The following is a 17154-nucleotide window of genomic DNA, read 5'->3' as shown; positions in this document are numbered from 1 at the left end:
AGCGAAAGGTTAAATAGTCGTTAAATGGAGCACAGATGGAGCCCAGCCGACAAAGCGGCGAATCAGCGCTAGGCTCCAAATTGCGGGAAACAATTGATTTGATTGAAAAATATGGTGCCGACGGCAGGATTTGAACCTGCGACCTACTGATTACGAATCAGTTGCTCTACCCCTGAGCTACGTCGGCGTTCTGCGCACCCCGGGGACGGTTTGCAGGGGGTTGCGCGAGGCGCCTCTTCCTAAGGCAGGTGGGCGGGGGCGTCAATTCCCTCTGCAGCGCTTTGCTGCCCGCGGTGAACGGGCGCCCAGGAGCACCGGCGCCAAGCCTTGCAGCCGGCGCCGGTGAGTCCCCGTTTTCTGCTTCAGACGGCCTTGAGCATGGTCTCGGCGGCCGAGACCTCGAAGGCGCCAGAGTCTTCGACGTTGAGCACCTTCACCACGCCGTCGTCGACAAGCATGGAATAGCGCTGCGAGCGCTTGCCCAGGCCCTTGTCGGACAGGTCGAAGGTCAGCCCCATGGCCTCGGTGAGCTGGCCGCTGCCATCGGCGACCATCTGCACCTTGTCGCCCACCTGCTGGTCCTTGCCCCAGGCGCCCATGACAAAGGCGTCATTGACGGACAGGCACACGATGGAATCGACGCCCTTGCCCTTGAACTCTTCGGCCTTTTCCACATAGCCCGGCAGATGCCTGGCAGAGCAGGTGGGGGTGAAGGCGCCCGGCAGGGCGAAGAGCACCACCTTCTTGCCGCCGAAGAGCTCTTCGGTGGTGACGGCCTCGGGGCCGTCCTGGCCCATGACGTGCAGCGTTGCACTGGGAATCTTGTCGCCAACCTTGATGGTCATCTTTGCGCTCTCCCGTTGGTGAAGCGTGAGGGTGATCTATGCCGACAGAGATAGTCGGCCGGGCCGCCGCTGCCAACAGAAGGTTTCAGCCCGCGCTTCCGCCGGCCTCTTCCAGCGCCTGACGCAAGCCCTCCACCGAGAGCAGTTCGGGCAGGAGAATGCCCTGCGGCGCGGCGGGGCCGTAGACGGCGTTGAAGGGGATGCCGTAGCGGCCGTGATCGGCGAGATAGGCGGCAATCTCGGCATCCGGTCGGGTCCAGTCGGCGCGCAAGGCCAGAACCGTCGCCTCGGCGAGCATGGCCTCGATGCGCTCATCGTCGAGCACCCGGGCCTTGTTGACCTGACAGGTGATGCACCAGTCGGCGGTGACGTCCACCAGCACCGTCTGGCCGTCGGCCACGGCCGCAGCAATCTCCTGGCGATCGAAGCTCTGCCAGTGCCGATCCGGCGCACGGTCCGTGGTGCTGCTGTCGGCAGCAGGGCCGTAGGCGGCATAGCCCAGCACCGCGAGAGCGACGAGCAGGGCGCTGCCGCGCAGCAGAGCGCGCCGCGCGGGCAGCAACCGGCCCAGAGCGAAGACGGCCAGCAAGGCGGCCAGCAGCGCGCCGAGCAGCAGGGCACCAGCCAGGCCCAACTGCACTGCCAGCACCGAGAGCAGCCACAACGCGGTTGCGATCAGCGCCAGGCCCAGCAGGCGACGCAGCCAGACCATCCAGGCACCGGGGCGCGGCAGGGCCGTTGCCAGGCGCGGCCAGGCTGAGACCAGAAGGTAGGGCAGGGCCAGGCCCAGCCCCAAAGCCGTGAAGATCAGCAGAATCTCCGGCGCGCCGCGCGACAGGGCGAAACCCACCGCCGTGCCCAGGAAGGGCGCGGAGCAGGGGGTGGCCAGCAGCGTGGCGAAGGCACCGGTGGCGAAGGCGCCGCCCAGGCCTTGTGTCGGTGCGCGCGTGGCCTGATCGGCTACGGTGCCGGGCAGGGGAATTTCGAAGAAGCCGAAAAGATTGGCCGCGAAGAGCGTGACCACCAGCGCCATGCCGGCCAGGAAGACCGGCTGCTGGAATTGAATGCCCCAGCCCACGGCGGCGCCGCCGGCCTTGAGCGCGATGGCCCCGGCCGCCAGCACCAGGAAGGACGCGAGAATGCCCGCGGCCGTGGCCAGGAAGGACAGCCGCACGGCCCGCGGCGCGCCGCCGCCGTGCTTGACCAGCGACAGCAGCTTCAGAGAGAGCACCGGAAGCACGCAGGGCATGAGGTTGAGTATGAGGCCGCCCAGCAGCGCCAGACCCAGGATGAGCGCGAGGCTGCGGCCTTCCGCCGGCAGGGCTCCGGACCCCGTGCCCTCGGTGTGGCGCAGCGTGGTTTCCAACTCGTGCCCACGACTGCCGTCGACCAGAGTGAGGCGCACGGGGGTGCCCTCGGCCTTCGTGTCGCCCTGGAGGCTGACCGGCAGGGTGAAATCGGCGCGCAGGCGGTCCTCGGACAGGCTTACCTCGGGCCGGCCGAAGTGCAGTCCGTCCGGCCCCTCGACCAACAGGTCCGGGCGCTGGTGAAAGGGAAAGAGCGTCTCTGCGCGGGCGGACAGCTGGGTCAGGCCGTCGCGTTCGCTGAATCCCACCTGGGAGAGGGAGAGGCCGCTTTCGGCTTCCGGTTGCGGAAGCTGCGAGCGATAGAGGTCGATGAGGAAAGCTTCGGGACCCGGCGTCGCTGCGCCGGCAGGCAGGGTGAGGCTGACATCCTCTTCATAGGGAATGCAGATCGTTTCGCAGAGCAGGTAGTCCACCCGTGCCGCCAGCCGCATCGGCTCGCCCGGACGTTCGGGCACGAGGGTGAGCGGAAAGACCACCTCCTCGTCATAGCCGAAGGTGTCCAGGCCGAAGAGCTCGAAGCGGTGCGGGACCGGCCAGTTGAAGGTGACGTCGGCCAGATTCTGCGAAGCGCTCCAGTCCACCGTAACCGGGTAGCCGGCATCGCCCGGGGAGCGCCAGTAGGTCTTCCAGCCAGGCGCCATTTCAAACTGCAGGCCGGCGCGCAGCGTGGCAGACTCGCCCGCCGCTTCGCTTTCCGTGATGAGTCGCACCCGGCTGTGCTCGTTCTCGGCCCAGGTACCGGCGGCGGCCAGGGCGCTCCCGGAAGACCCAAGGAGAGCCACAAGCAGGGTGAGCAATAGCAGCGGCAGGCCGGGACGCGTGAGCGGCCGGCCGCCGGGTGCAGGGACTGGTATTCCGCGGCAGAGAGCGTACATGCTGTGCTATGATGTGGTGCCGCGCGCCGGGAAACAATGGTCGGCGCCGCGGCGGCTGGTCGCGGCGCCCACGGGGGGCGCCGGCCGGTGTGGCGAAGGGGAGTTTGGTGTCATGGCAAGACACGACGACGTGCACGAAGGCTACCTCGGCGGCCAGCTGCTGGCGGCCATGCCGACCATGGGCGATCCGCGTTTCGAGCGTACGGTGATCTATATCTGCGCGCACAACGAGGAAGGTGCCATGGGGCTGGTGCTCAACCGTCTGGTGGAGTCTCTCACTTTTCCCGACCTGCTGACCCAGCTCGGCATCGAACCTGCTGCCGGTCAGGACGAAATTCGCATTCACTTTGGCGGGCCGGTGGAAACGGGGCGCGGCTTCGTCCTGCACTCCGCGGAATACCTCCAAGAATCCAGCCTGCAAGTGAGCGAGCAGGTGGCCCTGACTGCCACCGTTGACATCCTGCGCGCCATCGCCGAAGGGCAGGGACCGCGGCAACGTCTGCTGGCGCTGGGCTACGCGGGCTGGGGGCCGGGACAACTCGACCAGGAGATCCAGGACAACGGGTGGCTGACCCTGTCGGCCGACGAGGCGCTGGTTTTCGGAGAGGGCGTGGAAGAGAAGTGGGAACGCGCCCTCGCCAAGATCGGTCTGGACCTGAGCAAACTCAGCGCCGCTTCCGGGCGCGCTTGAGCGATCCGGCCCGTACTCAAGGGGCCGTTGCTGTTTCACGCACCCGTCGGGGTCGCGAAGGCAGTCCGATTGATTGCCGTCAGTCAGACGGCATCAAATTATGATAGTATTGAAAGGGAAGGACCATCGGCCGGGAGTAGGATTTTCTCGGTCTGGCGAAGTGCGGTTTGATTGACACTGCGGTGGCCAAGGGATAGAAAGGATTATCGGAATAGTTGTTTTGAATTTGTTTCTGTTCCCTGGGCGTCGTGGGAACCTCGACTGCACCCGGGAATGCTGGCCATTCCACTCTCTCGCCCACTGACTCTCACGAGGTTCGAATGATTTCTCATAAGCTCGCCGCCACGGGTCTTGCTCTCGCCTTTGCCCTGCCTCTCATGTCGGAAACCGCCATGGCCTGCTCGCGCGTACTCTGGAACAGCAACGACCAAGCCAACGTCGTTGCCAGGACGATGGACCTCTACATGTCGGACGAAGGCGAATTCGTCGTCAGCCCGCGTGGCATTGCGCGCGACGGCATGACCGGCGACGACAACGCGATGACCTGGTCCTCGAAGTACGGCGCCTCCACCATCACGGCCTTCGGTATCGCAGCCACTGACGGACTCAATGAGGCCGGTCTCGCTGCCAACCTGCTCTACCTGACGGGCAGCGAATACGGCGAGCGCGATGAGAGCTTGCCCGGCGTGTCCAACGTCATGCTCGCCCAGTACGCGCTCGACAACTTCGGCACGGTGGATGAGGCCCTGGAAGGCCTTGCGTCGATTCAGGTGGTGGCGACGGAAGTGGCTGGCCGCGCCTGGCCACTCCACCTTTCTCTTGCTGATGCGAGCGGGGACTCCGCCGTCATCGAGTTCATCGACGGCGAGATGGTTGTGCATCACGGCAGGGACGTGACGGTGATGACCAACGAGCCGACCTACGAGGAGCAGCTGGCCAACCTTACGAACTACAAGCCCTTCGGCGGCGAGTTGTCTCTGCCCGGCGACATCGATCCGCTGAGCCGCTTCGTGCGCGCGTCGACTTACCTCGAGACCCTGCCCGAGCCCGAAAACGTCCAGGAAGCGGTGGCCGGGGCCTACAGTGTTGTGCGCAACGTCGCGGTACCCTTCGGTGCCCAGGATTCTTCGGCCGGCGACGCAGAGGATACCTGGTCGACGCTGTGGTTCACCTTGGCCGACACGACCAACCTCACCTACTTCTTCCAATCGACCCAGAGCCCAAATCTTTACTGGGTGGACTTCGAGAATGTGGACCTCAGCGAAGGGGCGCCCGTGCTCAAGGTCGATGCCTATGACTACACTCTGAGCGGCGAGATTTCCGAGCGCCTGGAACCGGCCTCCTGATCTCGCCTTCGGCTCCGCGGTCATCCGCGCTGGCGCGCGAAGACCGCGGAAGTCGCAACGCGGGAAATGTTGACATCGTACGGGCATCGTCTACCGTGACGCCGTTCGCACAGCCGATGACCCTGCTTGGGAGAGACCCGCTGGCCTGAAATGCCGGTGGGCGCCGAAGGAGCAACCGCCCCGGAAACTCTCAGGCAAAAGGACCGGGCAGGGTAGGCACATCTGGAAAGCGGGCGCGGCACCGGACAGGGTTCCCGGCTGCTGTGCCACACCGAAGGAGTAAGCCGCGACGCCGCGGCGAATCTCTCAGGTCCCAGGACAGAGGGGGCGCAGGGCCGCCGGTTGGCGGCGGCCGCCTCTGTCGAAAGGACCTATGGCGTGAGCGATCCGGAAGAAACCCTCCTCAAAACGCCGCTTTACGACCTTCATTGCGAGCTGGGCGGGCGCATGGTGCCCTTTGCTGGCTATGCCATGCCGGTACAGTACCCCGCAGGCATCATGGGCGAGCACAAGCACTGCCGGGCGGCCGCGGCACTGTTCGACGTGTCGCACATGGGTCAGGTGCGGGTGACGGGGGCGCAGGCTGAAGCCGCTCTTGAAGCCCTGATGCCCGTGGATCTGGCCACCCTGGCCCCAGGACAGCAGCGCTACACCTTCTTCACCAATGACAGTGCCGGCATTCTCGACGACCTGATGGTCGCGCGCGAGGACGAGGGCTTCTTCCTCGTGGTCAATGCAGCCTGCAAGGCAGCCGATTTCGCGCATCTACAGCAGGGTCTGGGCAAGCACGGACAGGCGGAAATGCTGGAGGGTCTTGCGCTCCTGGCGCTGCAGGGGCCGCAGGCAGCCGCGGTGCTGTCGCGCTTCGCGCCCGGGGTGGAGACGCTGAAGTTCATGGGCGTGGCCGAGATCACGGTCGAGGGCCTGCGCTGCCGCGTCACCCGCTCCGGTTACACCGGCGAAGATGGCTATGAGATCTCCGTGGCCGCCGGCGAAGCCGAAGCTCTGGCGCGCCGCCTGCTGGCCGAAAGCGAGGTGATGCCGGCCGGATTGGGCGCCCGGGATTCCTTGCGGCTTGAGGCCGGTCTTTGCCTCTACGGCCACGACATCGACGAAACCACCACGCCGGTCGAAGCGGGCCTGATCTGGGCCATCCAGAAGCGCCGCCGGAGCGAAGGGGGCTTCCCGGGGGATGCCGTCATCCAGGCCCAGATCGCCGAGGGGGCCGGCCGCAAGCGCGTGGGCTTGCGCCCGACCGGCCGGGCGCCGGTGCGCGAGGGCGCCGAGATTCTTGACGAGGCAGGCGAAGCTGTCGGTCGTGTGACCAGCGGCGGCTTCGGCCCCTCGGTGGAGGCCCCGGTCGCCATGGGCTACCTGCCCAGCGAACTGACAAAGCCCGGCACAGAGGTCAGCGCCAGGGTGCGGAATCGCACCGTGGACATGGAGGTGGCGAAGATGCCCTTCCAACCGCACAACTATTTCAGAGGCTGAACGTAGGGGAACGGAACAATGGCAAAGATCTATTTCAGCGACGAGCACGAGTGGGTACGCGTCGAGGACGACGGCCAGGCCGTCATCGGTATCACCGACTATGCGCAGCAGCAGCTGGGCGATGTTGTCTTCGTCGAGTTGCCGGACGAGGGCAAGGACCTGGCCAAGGGCGACGAGGCGGCCGTGGTCGAGTCCGTCAAGGCGGCCAGCGAAGTCTATGCCGCCGTGTCGGGCACGGTCTCAGAGGCGAACGAAGCCCTGACCGATACGCCCAATCTGGTGAATGAGTCGCCCCAGGGCGATGGCTGGTTCTTCAAGATGACGCTCTCCGACGAAAGCGAGCTGGAGGCCTTGATGGACGAGGCGGCCTATAACGACTTCGTCAAAGGCTTGGAATAAGGAGCGTCGGGATCATGAGTGATAGGCGTAGCTCCCTCGCGGAGCTGGAGGATCGTGGAGAGTTCACCCGCCGGCACATCGGACCGGATGCGGTCGAAGTGCAGGCCATGCTCAAGGAGCTGGGCCTCAACTCCCTGGACGAACTGGTGGACAGCGCGGTGCCGAAGGCAATTCGCTCGGACGCCCCGCAGCTGCCGGAACCCCTGACCGAGGCACAGGCCCTGGCCGCGTTGGCGGGCTACGCCGAGGAGAACCAGCGCCTGACCTCGCTCATCGGACTGGGCTACTACGACACCTTCACGCCGCCGGTGATCCGTCGCAACGTCCTGGAGAACCCGGGCTGGTACACAGCCTACACGCCCTATCAGGCGGAGATCGCCCAGGGACGACTGGAAGCGCTCTTGAACTTCCAGCAGATGGTCAGTGACCTCACCGGCATGGAACTGGCCAATGCCTCGCTGCTGGACGAGGCCACGGCGGCGGCGGAGGCCATGACGCTCATGCACCGCATGAGCAAGGCCAAGTCCGACACCTGCTTTGTTGCCGATGACCTGCACCCGCAGACCATTGCCGTCCTGAAAACGCGCGCGGAGCCGTTGGGCATCACGCTGAAGATCGGTGCTCCGGAGCGAGAGTTCGTCGCCGAGGAATGCTTCGGCCTGATCCTGCAGTATCCCAACACCTACGGTGAAGCGAAGGACTTGCGCGCGCTGGTCGAGGCCGCGCATGAGTCCAAGGCCCTGGTTACCGTGGCCAGCGACCTGTTGGCGCTGACGCTGCTGACGCCGCCGGGCGAGTGGGGCGCTGACGTGGTGGTCGGCTCTGCGCAGCGCTTCGGTGTGCCGCTGGGCTATGGCGGCCCGCATGCCGCCTTCATGGCGACGCGCGAAGCCTACAAGCGCTCGGTGCCGGGGCGCATCATCGGCGTCTCCGTGGACAGCCACGGCAACCTGGCCTATCGCATGGCGCTGCAGACCCGCGAGCAACACATCCGGCGGGAGAAGGCGACCAGCAACATCTGCACGGCGCAGGTGCTGCTGGCGGTCATGGCGGGCTTCTATGGCGTGTGGCACGGGCCCCAAGGGGTGCGCCGCATCGCAAGCCGGGTGCATCGCCTCACCGCGATCCTGGCCGACGGCCTGCGCCGGCTGGATTGCAAGGTCGAGACCGAGGGTTTCTTCGATACGCTGGTGGTGGCCTGCGATGCGCCTGCGGTACTAAAGTGCGCGCGGGAGGCCGGCATCAACCTGCGGCCGATCGACGAGACGCGTGTCGGTGTGTCGCTGGACGAGACAACGACGCGTGAGGCGGTGGAGAAGCTCTTCGCCGCCTTTGCCGGATCGGCGGATCACGGCCTGTCGGTGGAGACGTTGGATGCGGGCGTGTCAGCCGGCGTGCCGAGCGCCCTTGTGCGCCAGAGCTCCTATATGACGCACCCGGTCTTCAACTCCTATCACAGTGAGACCGAGATGCTGCGCTATCTGCGCCGGCTGCGCGAGAAGGATGTGGCGCTGGATCGCTCCATGATCCCGCTCGGCTCCTGCACCATGAAGCTGAACGCAGCGGCTGAGATGCTCTCGATCACCTTGCCGGGCTTCGCGGGTATCCATCCCTTCGTCCCCGGCGATCAAGCCAAGGGCTACCGCGCTGTGATTGGCGACCTGCAGGACAAGCTGGCCCGCCTGACTGGCTTCTCGGCGATCTCTCTCCAACCCAACGCCGGAAGCCAGGGCGAATACGCAGGCCTGTTGGCGATCCGTGGCTGGCACAAGAGCCGCGGCGAGGGCCACCGCAATGTCTGCCTCATTCCCAGTTCTGCCCATGGCACCAATCCCGCCAGCGCGGTGATGGCCGGCATGAGGGTCGTGGTGGTGAACTGCGATGACGAGGGCAACGTCGACCTGCAGGATCTGGATGCCAAGATCGGCAAGCATGCCGACAATCTGGCGGCCCTGATGATCACCTATCCCTCGACCCACGGGGTTTTCGAGGAGACCATCATCAAGATCTGCGACAAGGTGCATGGGGCCGGGGGGCAGGTCTACATGGACGGCGCCAACCTCAATGCCCTGGTTGGGCTCTGCCAGCCCGGGCGCTTTGGGCCGGACGTGGCGCACCTGAACCTGCACAAGACCTTCTGCATTCCGCATGGCGGCGGCGGGCCGGGCGTCGGGCCGATCGGCGTGGTCGAGCACCTCGAGCCCTTCCTGCCCAACCATCCGCTGGTGCCGGAGGCCGGCCCCGAGGGTGGGCCGGGCCCTGTGGCGGCGGCGCCCTGGGGCTCCGCCTCGATCCTGCCGATCTCCTGGGCCTACATTGCCATGACCGGCACCGAGGGGCAGACCCGGGCGACGCAGGTGGCGATCCTCAACGCCAACTACGTCGCGCACAAGCTCGCGGGGCACTACGACGTGCTCTACAAGGGCCGCAACGGTCGCGTGGCGCACGAGTGCATCATCGATACGCGTCCCTTCAAGGACAGCGTGGGCGTCAGTGTCGACGACATCGCCAAACGCCTGATGGACTACGGCTATCACGCGCCGACCATGTCCTGGCCCGTGTCGGGTACGCTGATGATCGAGCCGACGGAGTCCGAGTGCCGCGAGGAACTGGACCGCTTCTGCAATGCGATGATTGCGATCCGCAAGGAGATCGCGCGTGTCGAGCAGGGCGAGTGGCCGCAGGACGACAACCCCCTGTGCAACGCGCCTCACACTGCCGAGAGCGTTCTGGCGGAGGACTGGTCCCATGCCTACAGCCGGGAGCGCGCGGTCTACCCGCTGACTGCGCTGCGTGAGGCCAAGTATTGGCCGCCGGTCGGGCGCATCGACAATGTGGCCGGCGACCGCAACCTGGTGTGCACCTGTCCGGACATCACGAGCTATCAGGAGGCGGCGGAGTAGCGACAGCCTCGCGCAAAGGGGCGGCCCTTGCCCGATGATCCCTGGTTCTACGTTCTGGCGGTGCCGGCGATCTTCCTGATCGGCATCTCCAAGAGCGGCTTCGGCGGTGGCATGGGACTGCTCGGGGTGCCGCTGATGGCGCTGGCCGTCGATCCGCGCATGGCGGCGGCGATCCTCCTGCCCATCCTTTGCCTGATGGATGCCTTCGCGCTCTGGGCATACCGGGGGCTCTGGCACCGCCGCCATCTGGCGATCCTGGCCGCCGGCGCGGCGGTCGGGATCCTGCTGGGTGCACTGACTTTCGAGTATGTCAGCACCGCGGCCATGCGCCTCTTGGTCGGGGTGATTGCGCTGGGCTTCGTCGCCAACTGGTTGTTCCGACCGGCGGCCGCACGGGCGCCGGACCCCGAGCCTCGCCTGCTCTCCGGCACCTTCTGGGGCGCCATGTCCGGCTTTACCTCATTCACTGCGCATGCCGGTGGACCGCCGGTGGCCATGTATCTGCTGCCGCGCCAACTGGACAAATCGCTCTTCCAGGGCACGACCGTGGTCTTCTTCGCGTTGGTGAACCTGACGAAACTCGTACCCTATGCCTGGCTCGGCCAGTTCACGCCGGGGGTGCTCTGGACCGCGCTGGTGCTGGCACCGTTGGTTCCACCGGCGATCGGGGTGGGCCTGCTGCTGCATCGGACTGTGTCACAGGCGATGTTCTATCGACTGTGCTACCTTTTGTTGACGGTGGTCGGAGCGAAGCTCGTCTGGGATGGACTTGACGGTCTGCTGTTCTGACTTGCTGCGGGCAAGATGCAGCGTGGATTGATTTGGGGGCCATTCAAACTCGCGCAGTCTATCCACTGCATTTTGCATGCAATTCGGTCAAGTAAAGGCGCCACCTTGACACCAGCGATCTATCTTGCAATCGTTTAGGTGGTAAAACACTAAAAATGGACGGGGGCGTCGTCGCTCTTTTGTATAGCTGCCTTTCGGTTCAATCACGGCGGTACCCCCATGCGATCCAGAGCAGGGCGGTATCGACTGTTGCAAACTTCACCTGAAGGTTCGGCCCTTCCCGGGTCGTGCGAACGGAACCAGAGGAGAAATCCATGAAAAAACTCTATCGTCTAGCAGCCACCACTGCGCTGACATTTGCCCTGACGGCAACCGCGGCACAGGCGGACACCTGGCGCTATGCCTTTGAAGAGGCCATGGACGAGGTGCAGGGGATCTTCGCACAGAAGTTCAAGGAAGAGGTCGAGGCCAACTCCGATCACGAGATCCAGCTCTTCCCCTACGGGACTCTGGGCGAGTCTGCCGACATCATGGAGCAGACCCAGGCCGGCATTCTGCAGTTCGTCGATCAGTCGCCGGGTTTCACCGGTTCGCTGATCCCCGAGGCGCAGGTCTTCTTCGTCCCCTACCTGCTACCGGCCGAGACTGACGAGCTTGTGGACTTCTTCCGCAACTCGAAAGCCATCCACGAGATGTTCCCCGAGCTCTATGCCGAGCAGGGGCTGGAACTGCTGACCATGTTCCCCGAGGGTGAGGTCGCCATCTCGACCAAGGAGCCCTTCACCACTCCGGAAGAGCTGGACGAGGTGAAGGTGCGGGTGATGACCAACCCGTTGCTCGTGGAAAGCTACCGGGCCTTCGGCGCAACGCCGACGCCGCTGCCCTGGGGTGAAGTCTATGGCGCCCTGCAGACGAACATCATCCAGGGCCAGGAAAACCCGATGTTCTTCATCGAGTCGACCAAGATGTATGAAGTGACCGATTACGTTACGATGATCGGCCACAACAACTTCACCACTGCGGTGATGGCCAACAAGGACTTCTTCGACGGCCTTCCCGAAGAGGAACAGCAGATGATCAGGGATGCGATCGACGTCGCCTTCGATCACATCATCGAGTACCAGGAAGGCCTCCACGAGGAATCCATCGAGAAGATCAAGGCGGACAAGCCGTCCATCACCTTCACGACGCTGACGGAAGAGCAGCGTGCGCCCTTCCGGGAAGCCGCGGCGGACGTTGAGGCCGCGTTCATCGACATGACCGGCGAGAGCGGCCAGGCCATTCTCGAACAGATGAAGGCTGACCTCGAAGCGGCGCAGTCCAACTGATTTCTGACTGAAGTGGCGGGCGCTCCCGCGCGGGGTGCCCGCCCTTCGCGGCGTTTCGAAGGATCACGGCAGTGTCAGACAAAGACCCTTCCCAGCCCCCGACTGAACCAGTCCGCCCCGGTGAAACGCCCGAACAGGCCTATGTTTCCAGCCTGCCCGGAGTGCTTGGCATGGCGGATGTCGCTATCGCCCGCCTGGAGGCAGTGCTGCTTGCCGCCGGCGTGCTCCTGATGGCGGCAAACACCATTTCGAATGTGGTGGGGCGCTACGTCTTCCAATCGAGCATCTTTTTCTCCGAAGAGCTTAACCGAATTCTCATTATCCTGATCACCTACGCCGGCATCTCCTATGCCGCGCGCCAGGGCCGGCACATCCGCATGTCGGCGATTTACGATGCCCTGCCCGGGCGCGCGCGCAAACTGCTGATGATCGTGATCACTCTCGTGACCGCAGCCTTTATGTTCGGACTGTGCTGGTATTCGCTTCAGTACATTCTGACTCAGGCGGGGCGCGGCCGGGTGCTGCCCTCACTCCAGATTCCCGTCTGGATTCCGCTGATCATCGTGCCTATCGGCTTCTTCATGACCGGGGCCCAGTATCTGCTTACTGCAATCAAGAACATAATTTCCAAGGATATATACCTCTCGACTGCGGTGCTCGAAGGGTATGAAGAGGACGAGATGGAGGTCTGACCATGGGGCTTACAATTTTCTCCATCATGATCGTCCTGCTGCTGCTGGGCTTTCCCATGATGATCCCGCTGCTTGCGGGGGCCTTGGTGGGGTTCCTCTCCATCTTCGGCGACTTCAGCCAGATCGAGACCATGGTGCAGCAGATGATGGCGGGCATTCGCCCGGCATCGCTGATCGCGGTTCCGATGTTCATCTTTGCCGCCGACATCATGACCCGGGGCCAGTCGGCAGGCCGGCTCATCGACATGGTGATGGCCTTTGTCGGCCACCTCCGCGGCGGTCTGGCTATTTCCACCGCTTCGGCCTGCACCATGTTCGGCGCGGTCTCCGGCTCCACCCAGGCGACGGTTGTGGCAGTCGGCACGCCGCTACGCCCGCGCATGCAGAAGGCGGGCTACGGGGACAGCTTCATTCTGGCGCTGATCGTCAACTCCTCGGACATCGCCTTCCTGATCCCGCCGTCGATCGGCATGATCATCTATGGCGTGGTCTCGAACACCTCGATTGCAGAGCTCTTCATCGCCGGTATCGGGCCGGGGCTGCTGATTCTCTTCCTCTTCTCAATCTACGCCTGGTTCTATGCCTGGAAGCACAATGTTCCCACTGAAGAGAAGGCGAGTTGGGGAACGCGATTCAGAGCACTGCGCGCCGCGCTCTGGCCGCTGGGTTTTCCGGCGATCATCATCGGCGGCATCTACGGTGGCATCTTCAGCCCGACCGAGGCGGCGGCGGCCTGTGTGCTCTATGCCATCTTCCTGGAAATGGTCGTCTTCCGTGAACTCACCTTCGACGGCCTGTTCCAGACGGCGAAATCGACCGGACTGATCACAGCCGTCGTCTTCGTGCTGGTGGCGGCCGGTGCGGCCTTCTCCTGGATCATCTCCTTCGCTCAGATCCCACAGGCGATTCTGGCGGGTGTGGGTATCAACGAGATGGGCCAGATCGGGGTGCTGTTCGTCATCTCCATCGCCTTCTTCATCGGCTGCATGTTCGTCGATCCCATCGTGGTGATCCTGGTCATGGTGCCGATCTTCGCCCCGGTGGTTCAGGCTGTTGGGCTCGACCCGGTGCTGGTGGGAACGATCATCACGCTGCAGGTGGCCATCGGTTCGGCCACGCCGCCGTTCGGATGCGATATCTTCACGGCCATCGCCGTCTTCAAGCGGCCCTATATGGAGGTGATCCGCGGGACTCCGCCCTTCATCGTGATCCTGTTGAGTGTGTCGGTGGCGCTGATTTTCTTCCCGCAGATCGCGCTGTTCCTGCGCGATATGGCCTTTAACTGAACGGGGAGAGGGAAAGGAGACACACGATGTTCAAGAACATCCTGGTGCCCTTCGATGGTTCAGCCGGCGCCGAACGCGCCCTGCGCCGGGCGATCGAACTGGCCCGGCTGTGCGACGCCAAACTGTGCATCCTCACCGTCTATCGACACCACTCGATGCTGGAAGCATCCCTGTCGATGGTACGCAAGGATGACCCGGGCAATCTCGACGACATCATGCGGGGTTATGCGCGTGAAGTGGCCGAGCACGCCAAGAGTATCTGCGTCGGCGAAGGCTTCGAGGGCGCCCGCGCCTTCGTCAAGTCGGGCCCGGCGGCGCGCACGATCATCCGCTTCGGTAAGGAGAACAACTGCGATTTGATCGTGATCGGCAGTCGGGGCCTGGGATCGATCGAGAATTACCTGCTGGGCAGCGTGTCCCACAAGGTGACTGGCCTGGCCGAAGGCCCGGTCATGGTGGTTTAGCGCAGCTTTAGCGCCCACCTCTACCTCTCCGTAGAGGCCACGGGCCGCAGGACCTGCTTTGGTCCCACAGCGGTATGTGATTTGGCACTTTTCCAGTGTCTGGCAGCAGGGCTCAATCCGGGGCGGAAACCCACGCTCCGGAGTGAAGCCCATGCGCCCGACCATTGCCCAGAAGCGCGAGGCCTTTCGCCGCCTGCATGAAGGCGGCTGTTTCGTCATGCCCAACCCCTGGGACGTCGGGACGGCGCTGGCGCTGCAGGACATGGGGTTCCAGGCCCTGGCCTCCACCAGTGCGGGGATGGCCTGGGCGTACGGCCGGCCCGATACGGGTGTGGACCTGGAGACGGTCCTCTCGCACCTGCGGGCGCTGGTCGAGGCCGTGGATGTACCAGTGAACGCGGATTTCGAGGGCGGCTACGCGGACGCGCCCGAGGGCGTGGCGGCCAACGTGGCGCGGGCAGTGGATACCGGCGTTGCGGGACTGTCTATCGAGGATTCCACCGGCGACCCGCAGGCGCCGCTCTATGACTTCAACCTTGCGGTGGAACGTGTCGCAGCGGCGCGTGCGGCCATCGATGCGGCCGGTGGTGGGGCAGTGCTCACCGCCCGCAGTGAAGGCTTCATCGCTGGCCGGCCGGATCTCGAGGAGACGCTGCGCCGCCTGACCGCCTTTGCCGGGGCTGGCGCCGACTGCCTCTACGCCCCTGGCCTTCGTGCAGCAGCAGACATCGAAGCGGTCGTCCGTGCCGTGGCGCCCAGGCCGGTGAATGCTCTGACCCTGGGGCAGCCCGTGGCGGAACTGGCCGGACTGGGCGTGCGCCGCATCAGTGTCGGCGGGTCTCTGGCACGCACCGCCTGGGGCGCCTTCCTGAATGCAGCGCGCGAGATTGCCGGGCAGGGCACCTTCGGGGCCTTCAAAGAGGCCGCTCCCTCGAATGAGCTCAATGCTCTCTTCGCGAGTCGAAGCGGAGAGTCGCTGTGAGCGTCCGGCAGCAGCTGTCGGTGATCACGCTTGGCGTGACGGATCTCGCCCGCTCCCGGCTCTTCTACAGCGAAGGCTTCGGCTGGGAGGCCGTGTTCGAGAACGAAGAGATCGCCTTCTATCAGATGAACGGATTCATTCTCGGCACCTGGCTGCAACCTGCTCTGGAAGCGGACCAGCAACGCCAGGGGCTTGCCGGCCCTGGGGCCTTTTCGCTGGCCCACAATGTGCCCGGGAAGGAGGATGTGGAGCCTCTGATGAGGCAACTCCTGTCCGCCGGCGGCCGTCTGTTGCGACCGGCTGACGCCCCACCACACGGCGGCTATCGGGGCTACGTTGCGGACCCGGACGAACATGCCTGGGAAATCGCCTGGAACCCCCTCTGGCCGATAGACGCACAGGGGCGCGTGACCTTCGGCCTGTAGCCGGAGGATAGGAAAAGGGGCTCCCCGCGCTGTGCGGGAAGCCCCCTCTTTATTTGAAACCCGATACCGGCTCAGTGCCGGTCGCGTCAGGCTTCGAGCCTCACTGGGCGGCGCTGCGCGCCTCCTCGAGCCAGGCGTCGAAGGTTTCCTGGTTGTCGGCGATCCAATCGCGGGCGTGGCGCTGCAGATCTTCCTCGGAATCCTCGCCCTCGTTCATCAGCGCGTTCTGCACGAAGATGTCATCCACCGGGATTTCCATGACTTCCAGCAGCTTGTGGGCGGCCGGATTGGCCTCCAGGAAGTCGTTGTTCGCCACGGCACGGATGTCGTTGGCCGGCCAGCCCATGTTGCAGGGATCGGCGACGCAGCCGGTCACGCCGGGGAGCGTCGTGGCGTCCTCGAGTTCCTTCTGCTCCTCAGGCAGGTCGGCGTAATCGACCTCGAGCCAGACCACATCCTCACCCGGCTCCAGAACACCAACGGTCCAGTTCGGGGTCCAGGTGAAGAAGAAGACCGGCTCACCCTGCTGGTAACGTGCCAGGACGTCGGCCATGGAGGCCGAATAACCCGCGGTGATCAAGTTGATGTGATCGCGCAGGTCGTAAGCATCCATGTGGTGGGAAATGGTCACTTCACAGCCCCAGCCCGGCGGGCAGGCCACCATGTCGGCCTTGCCGTCACCGTTGGAATCGAAGAGCTCCTTGATCTCGTCCTTCTTGAAGTCCTCGATCGAGGTGATGTCGTACTCCTCGGCGGTCTTCTTGTCGACGAGGTAGCCCTGAAGCGCGCCGCCCTCGGCGACGTGGCCGACGACTTCAGCCTGTCCCTCGTAGAAGCGCTCATAGGTGTTGTGGAGCGGGAACCAGCCGTTGACCCAGAAATCCACGTCACCGGTGGAGAGCGCCTGGTAGAAGGGCGGATTGTCGAGGGTCACGGGACCGTCGATTTCGTAGCCGAGCTGGCGCAGGGCCTCGGCATAGATTTCCGTGTGGAACCAACCGGTGTCCCAGGTGGCCCGTGCCATGGTCACCGTTTCGCCCTCGCCGGGCATGTCCTGAGAAGCGGCGGTGGCAGCCATGCCAACGGTCGCCAGCAACCCGGCACAGGCGCCTAGCATCATTCGTTTACGCATCTGTCGCATCGCATCGTCTCCTTGTTATCCATTACTGTCGCCCGCGCTTGAAGAACCCGATGACGGCGGCGGACCTCTGGGGCCGACATCGGGATGAGCCAACTGCCGTGTTGCCGCTGCAGCACAAAGAAAGGGCCCG

The 17154-nt window shown here is 64.6% G+C and carries 15 protein-coding genes, 1 tRNA gene and 2 riboswitches; of the genes, 12 read left to right on the top strand and 4 right to left on the bottom strand.

Annotation, left to right across the window (positions count from 1 at the left end; all coding sequences use genetic code 11):
* Positions 1-112: 112 nt before the first annotated feature.
* The 3 genes from ABZ720_RS09065 to ABZ720_RS09055 form a co-directional block, all read right to left on the bottom strand.
* Positions 113-187, bottom strand: a tRNA-Thr gene (locus ABZ720_RS09065).
* 175 nt (positions 188-362) lie between these two features.
* Positions 363-845, bottom strand: a complete 483-nt coding sequence (locus tag ABZ720_RS09060) for a peroxiredoxin (protein ID WP_366555200.1) — start codon at positions 843-845, stop codon at positions 363-365.
* A gap of 85 nt (positions 846-930) precedes the next feature.
* Positions 931-2922: a protein-disulfide reductase DsbD family protein gene (locus tag ABZ720_RS09055; protein WP_366555198.1), complete on the bottom strand. Its 1992-nt coding sequence runs from the start codon at positions 2920-2922 to the stop codon at positions 931-933.
* Positions 2923-3199: 277 nt separating this feature from the next.
* Between ABZ720_RS09055 and ABZ720_RS09050 the strand changes: the two genes are divergently transcribed.
* The 12 genes from ABZ720_RS09050 (at position 3200) to ABZ720_RS08995 (ending at position 15883) form a co-directional block, all read left to right on the top strand.
* A complete protein-coding gene (locus ABZ720_RS09050) occupies positions 3200-3778 on the top strand; it encodes a YqgE/AlgH family protein (RefSeq protein ID WP_366555196.1) in 579 nt (192 codons plus the stop codon).
* A 320-nt stretch (positions 3779-4098) separates the two neighbouring features.
* On the top strand, positions 4099-5124 hold the full coding sequence (locus ABZ720_RS09045; protein ID WP_366555195.1) for a linear amide C-N hydrolase: 1026 nt from the start codon (positions 4099-4101) through the stop codon (positions 5122-5124).
* 117 nt (positions 5125-5241) lie between these two features.
* A riboswitch (glycine riboswitch) is annotated at positions 5242-5340 on the top strand.
* Positions 5341-5456: riboswitch (glycine riboswitch) on the top strand.
* Positions 5457-5502: 46 nt separating this feature from the next.
* On the top strand, positions 5503-6615 hold the full coding sequence (gene gcvT / locus ABZ720_RS09040; protein ID WP_366555194.1) for a glycine cleavage system aminomethyltransferase GcvT: 1113 nt from the start codon (positions 5503-5505) through the stop codon (positions 6613-6615).
* Positions 6616-6633: 18 nt separating this feature from the next.
* A complete protein-coding gene (gene gcvH, locus ABZ720_RS09035; protein WP_366555193.1) occupies positions 6634-7014 on the top strand; it encodes a glycine cleavage system protein GcvH in 381 nt (126 codons plus the stop codon).
* A gap of 14 nt (positions 7015-7028) precedes the next feature.
* The gene (gcvP, locus tag ABZ720_RS09030) at positions 7029-9917 is read left to right on the top strand and encodes an aminomethyl-transferring glycine dehydrogenase (RefSeq protein WP_366555192.1); all 2889 of its coding nucleotides are present in this window, start codon (positions 7029-7031) and stop codon (positions 9915-9917) included.
* A gap of 27 nt (positions 9918-9944) precedes the next feature.
* Positions 9945-10706: a sulfite exporter TauE/SafE family protein gene (locus ABZ720_RS09025; RefSeq protein ID WP_366555191.1), complete on the top strand. Its 762-nt coding sequence runs from the start codon at positions 9945-9947 to the stop codon at positions 10704-10706.
* A 314-nt stretch (positions 10707-11020) separates the two neighbouring features.
* Complete coding sequence (locus tag ABZ720_RS09020; protein WP_366555190.1) at positions 11021-12034, top strand: TRAP transporter substrate-binding protein; 1014 nt, start codon at positions 11021-11023, stop codon at positions 12032-12034.
* A 170-nt stretch (positions 12035-12204) separates the two neighbouring features.
* On the top strand, positions 12205-12726 hold the full coding sequence (locus tag ABZ720_RS09015) for a TRAP transporter small permease (RefSeq protein ID WP_366555189.1): 522 nt from the start codon (positions 12205-12207) through the stop codon (positions 12724-12726).
* Positions 12727-12728: 2 nt separating this feature from the next.
* Positions 12729-14012, top strand: a complete 1284-nt coding sequence (locus tag ABZ720_RS09010; protein ID WP_366555188.1) for a TRAP transporter large permease — start codon at positions 12729-12731, stop codon at positions 14010-14012.
* Between the two features lie 26 nt (positions 14013-14038).
* A complete protein-coding gene (locus ABZ720_RS09005) occupies positions 14039-14476 on the top strand; it encodes a universal stress protein (RefSeq protein WP_366555187.1) in 438 nt (145 codons plus the stop codon).
* A gap of 151 nt (positions 14477-14627) precedes the next feature.
* Positions 14628-15458 carry an isocitrate lyase/PEP mutase family protein gene (locus ABZ720_RS09000; RefSeq protein WP_366555186.1) on the top strand — a complete coding sequence of 277 codons (831 nt, stop codon included), beginning with the start codon at positions 14628-14630 and terminating at the stop codon, positions 15456-15458.
* Positions 15455-15883, top strand: a complete 429-nt coding sequence (locus ABZ720_RS08995; RefSeq protein ID WP_366555185.1) for a VOC family protein — start codon at positions 15455-15457, stop codon at positions 15881-15883. The genes ABZ720_RS09000 and ABZ720_RS08995 overlap by 4 nt, the downstream gene beginning before the upstream one ends.
* A gap of 100 nt (positions 15884-15983) precedes the next feature.
* On the opposite strand, the gene proX is transcribed toward ABZ720_RS08995, so the two are convergent.
* Entirely contained in the window at positions 15984-17024 is a 1041-nt protein-coding gene (gene proX, locus ABZ720_RS08990) for a glycine betaine/L-proline ABC transporter substrate-binding protein ProX (RefSeq protein ID WP_366555184.1), read from the bottom strand.
* Positions 17025-17154: the final 130 nt, after the last annotated feature.

Origin of the sequence: Aquibaculum sediminis, from assembly GCF_040712085.1 — a bacterium.
In the GTDB taxonomy this organism is placed as follows: Bacteria; Pseudomonadota; Alphaproteobacteria; order Kiloniellales; family DSM-21159; genus Aquibaculum; species Aquibaculum sediminis.
The sequence above is the reverse complement of the archived record's forward strand: the minus strand, read 5'-3'. Positions and strand labels throughout refer to the sequence as shown.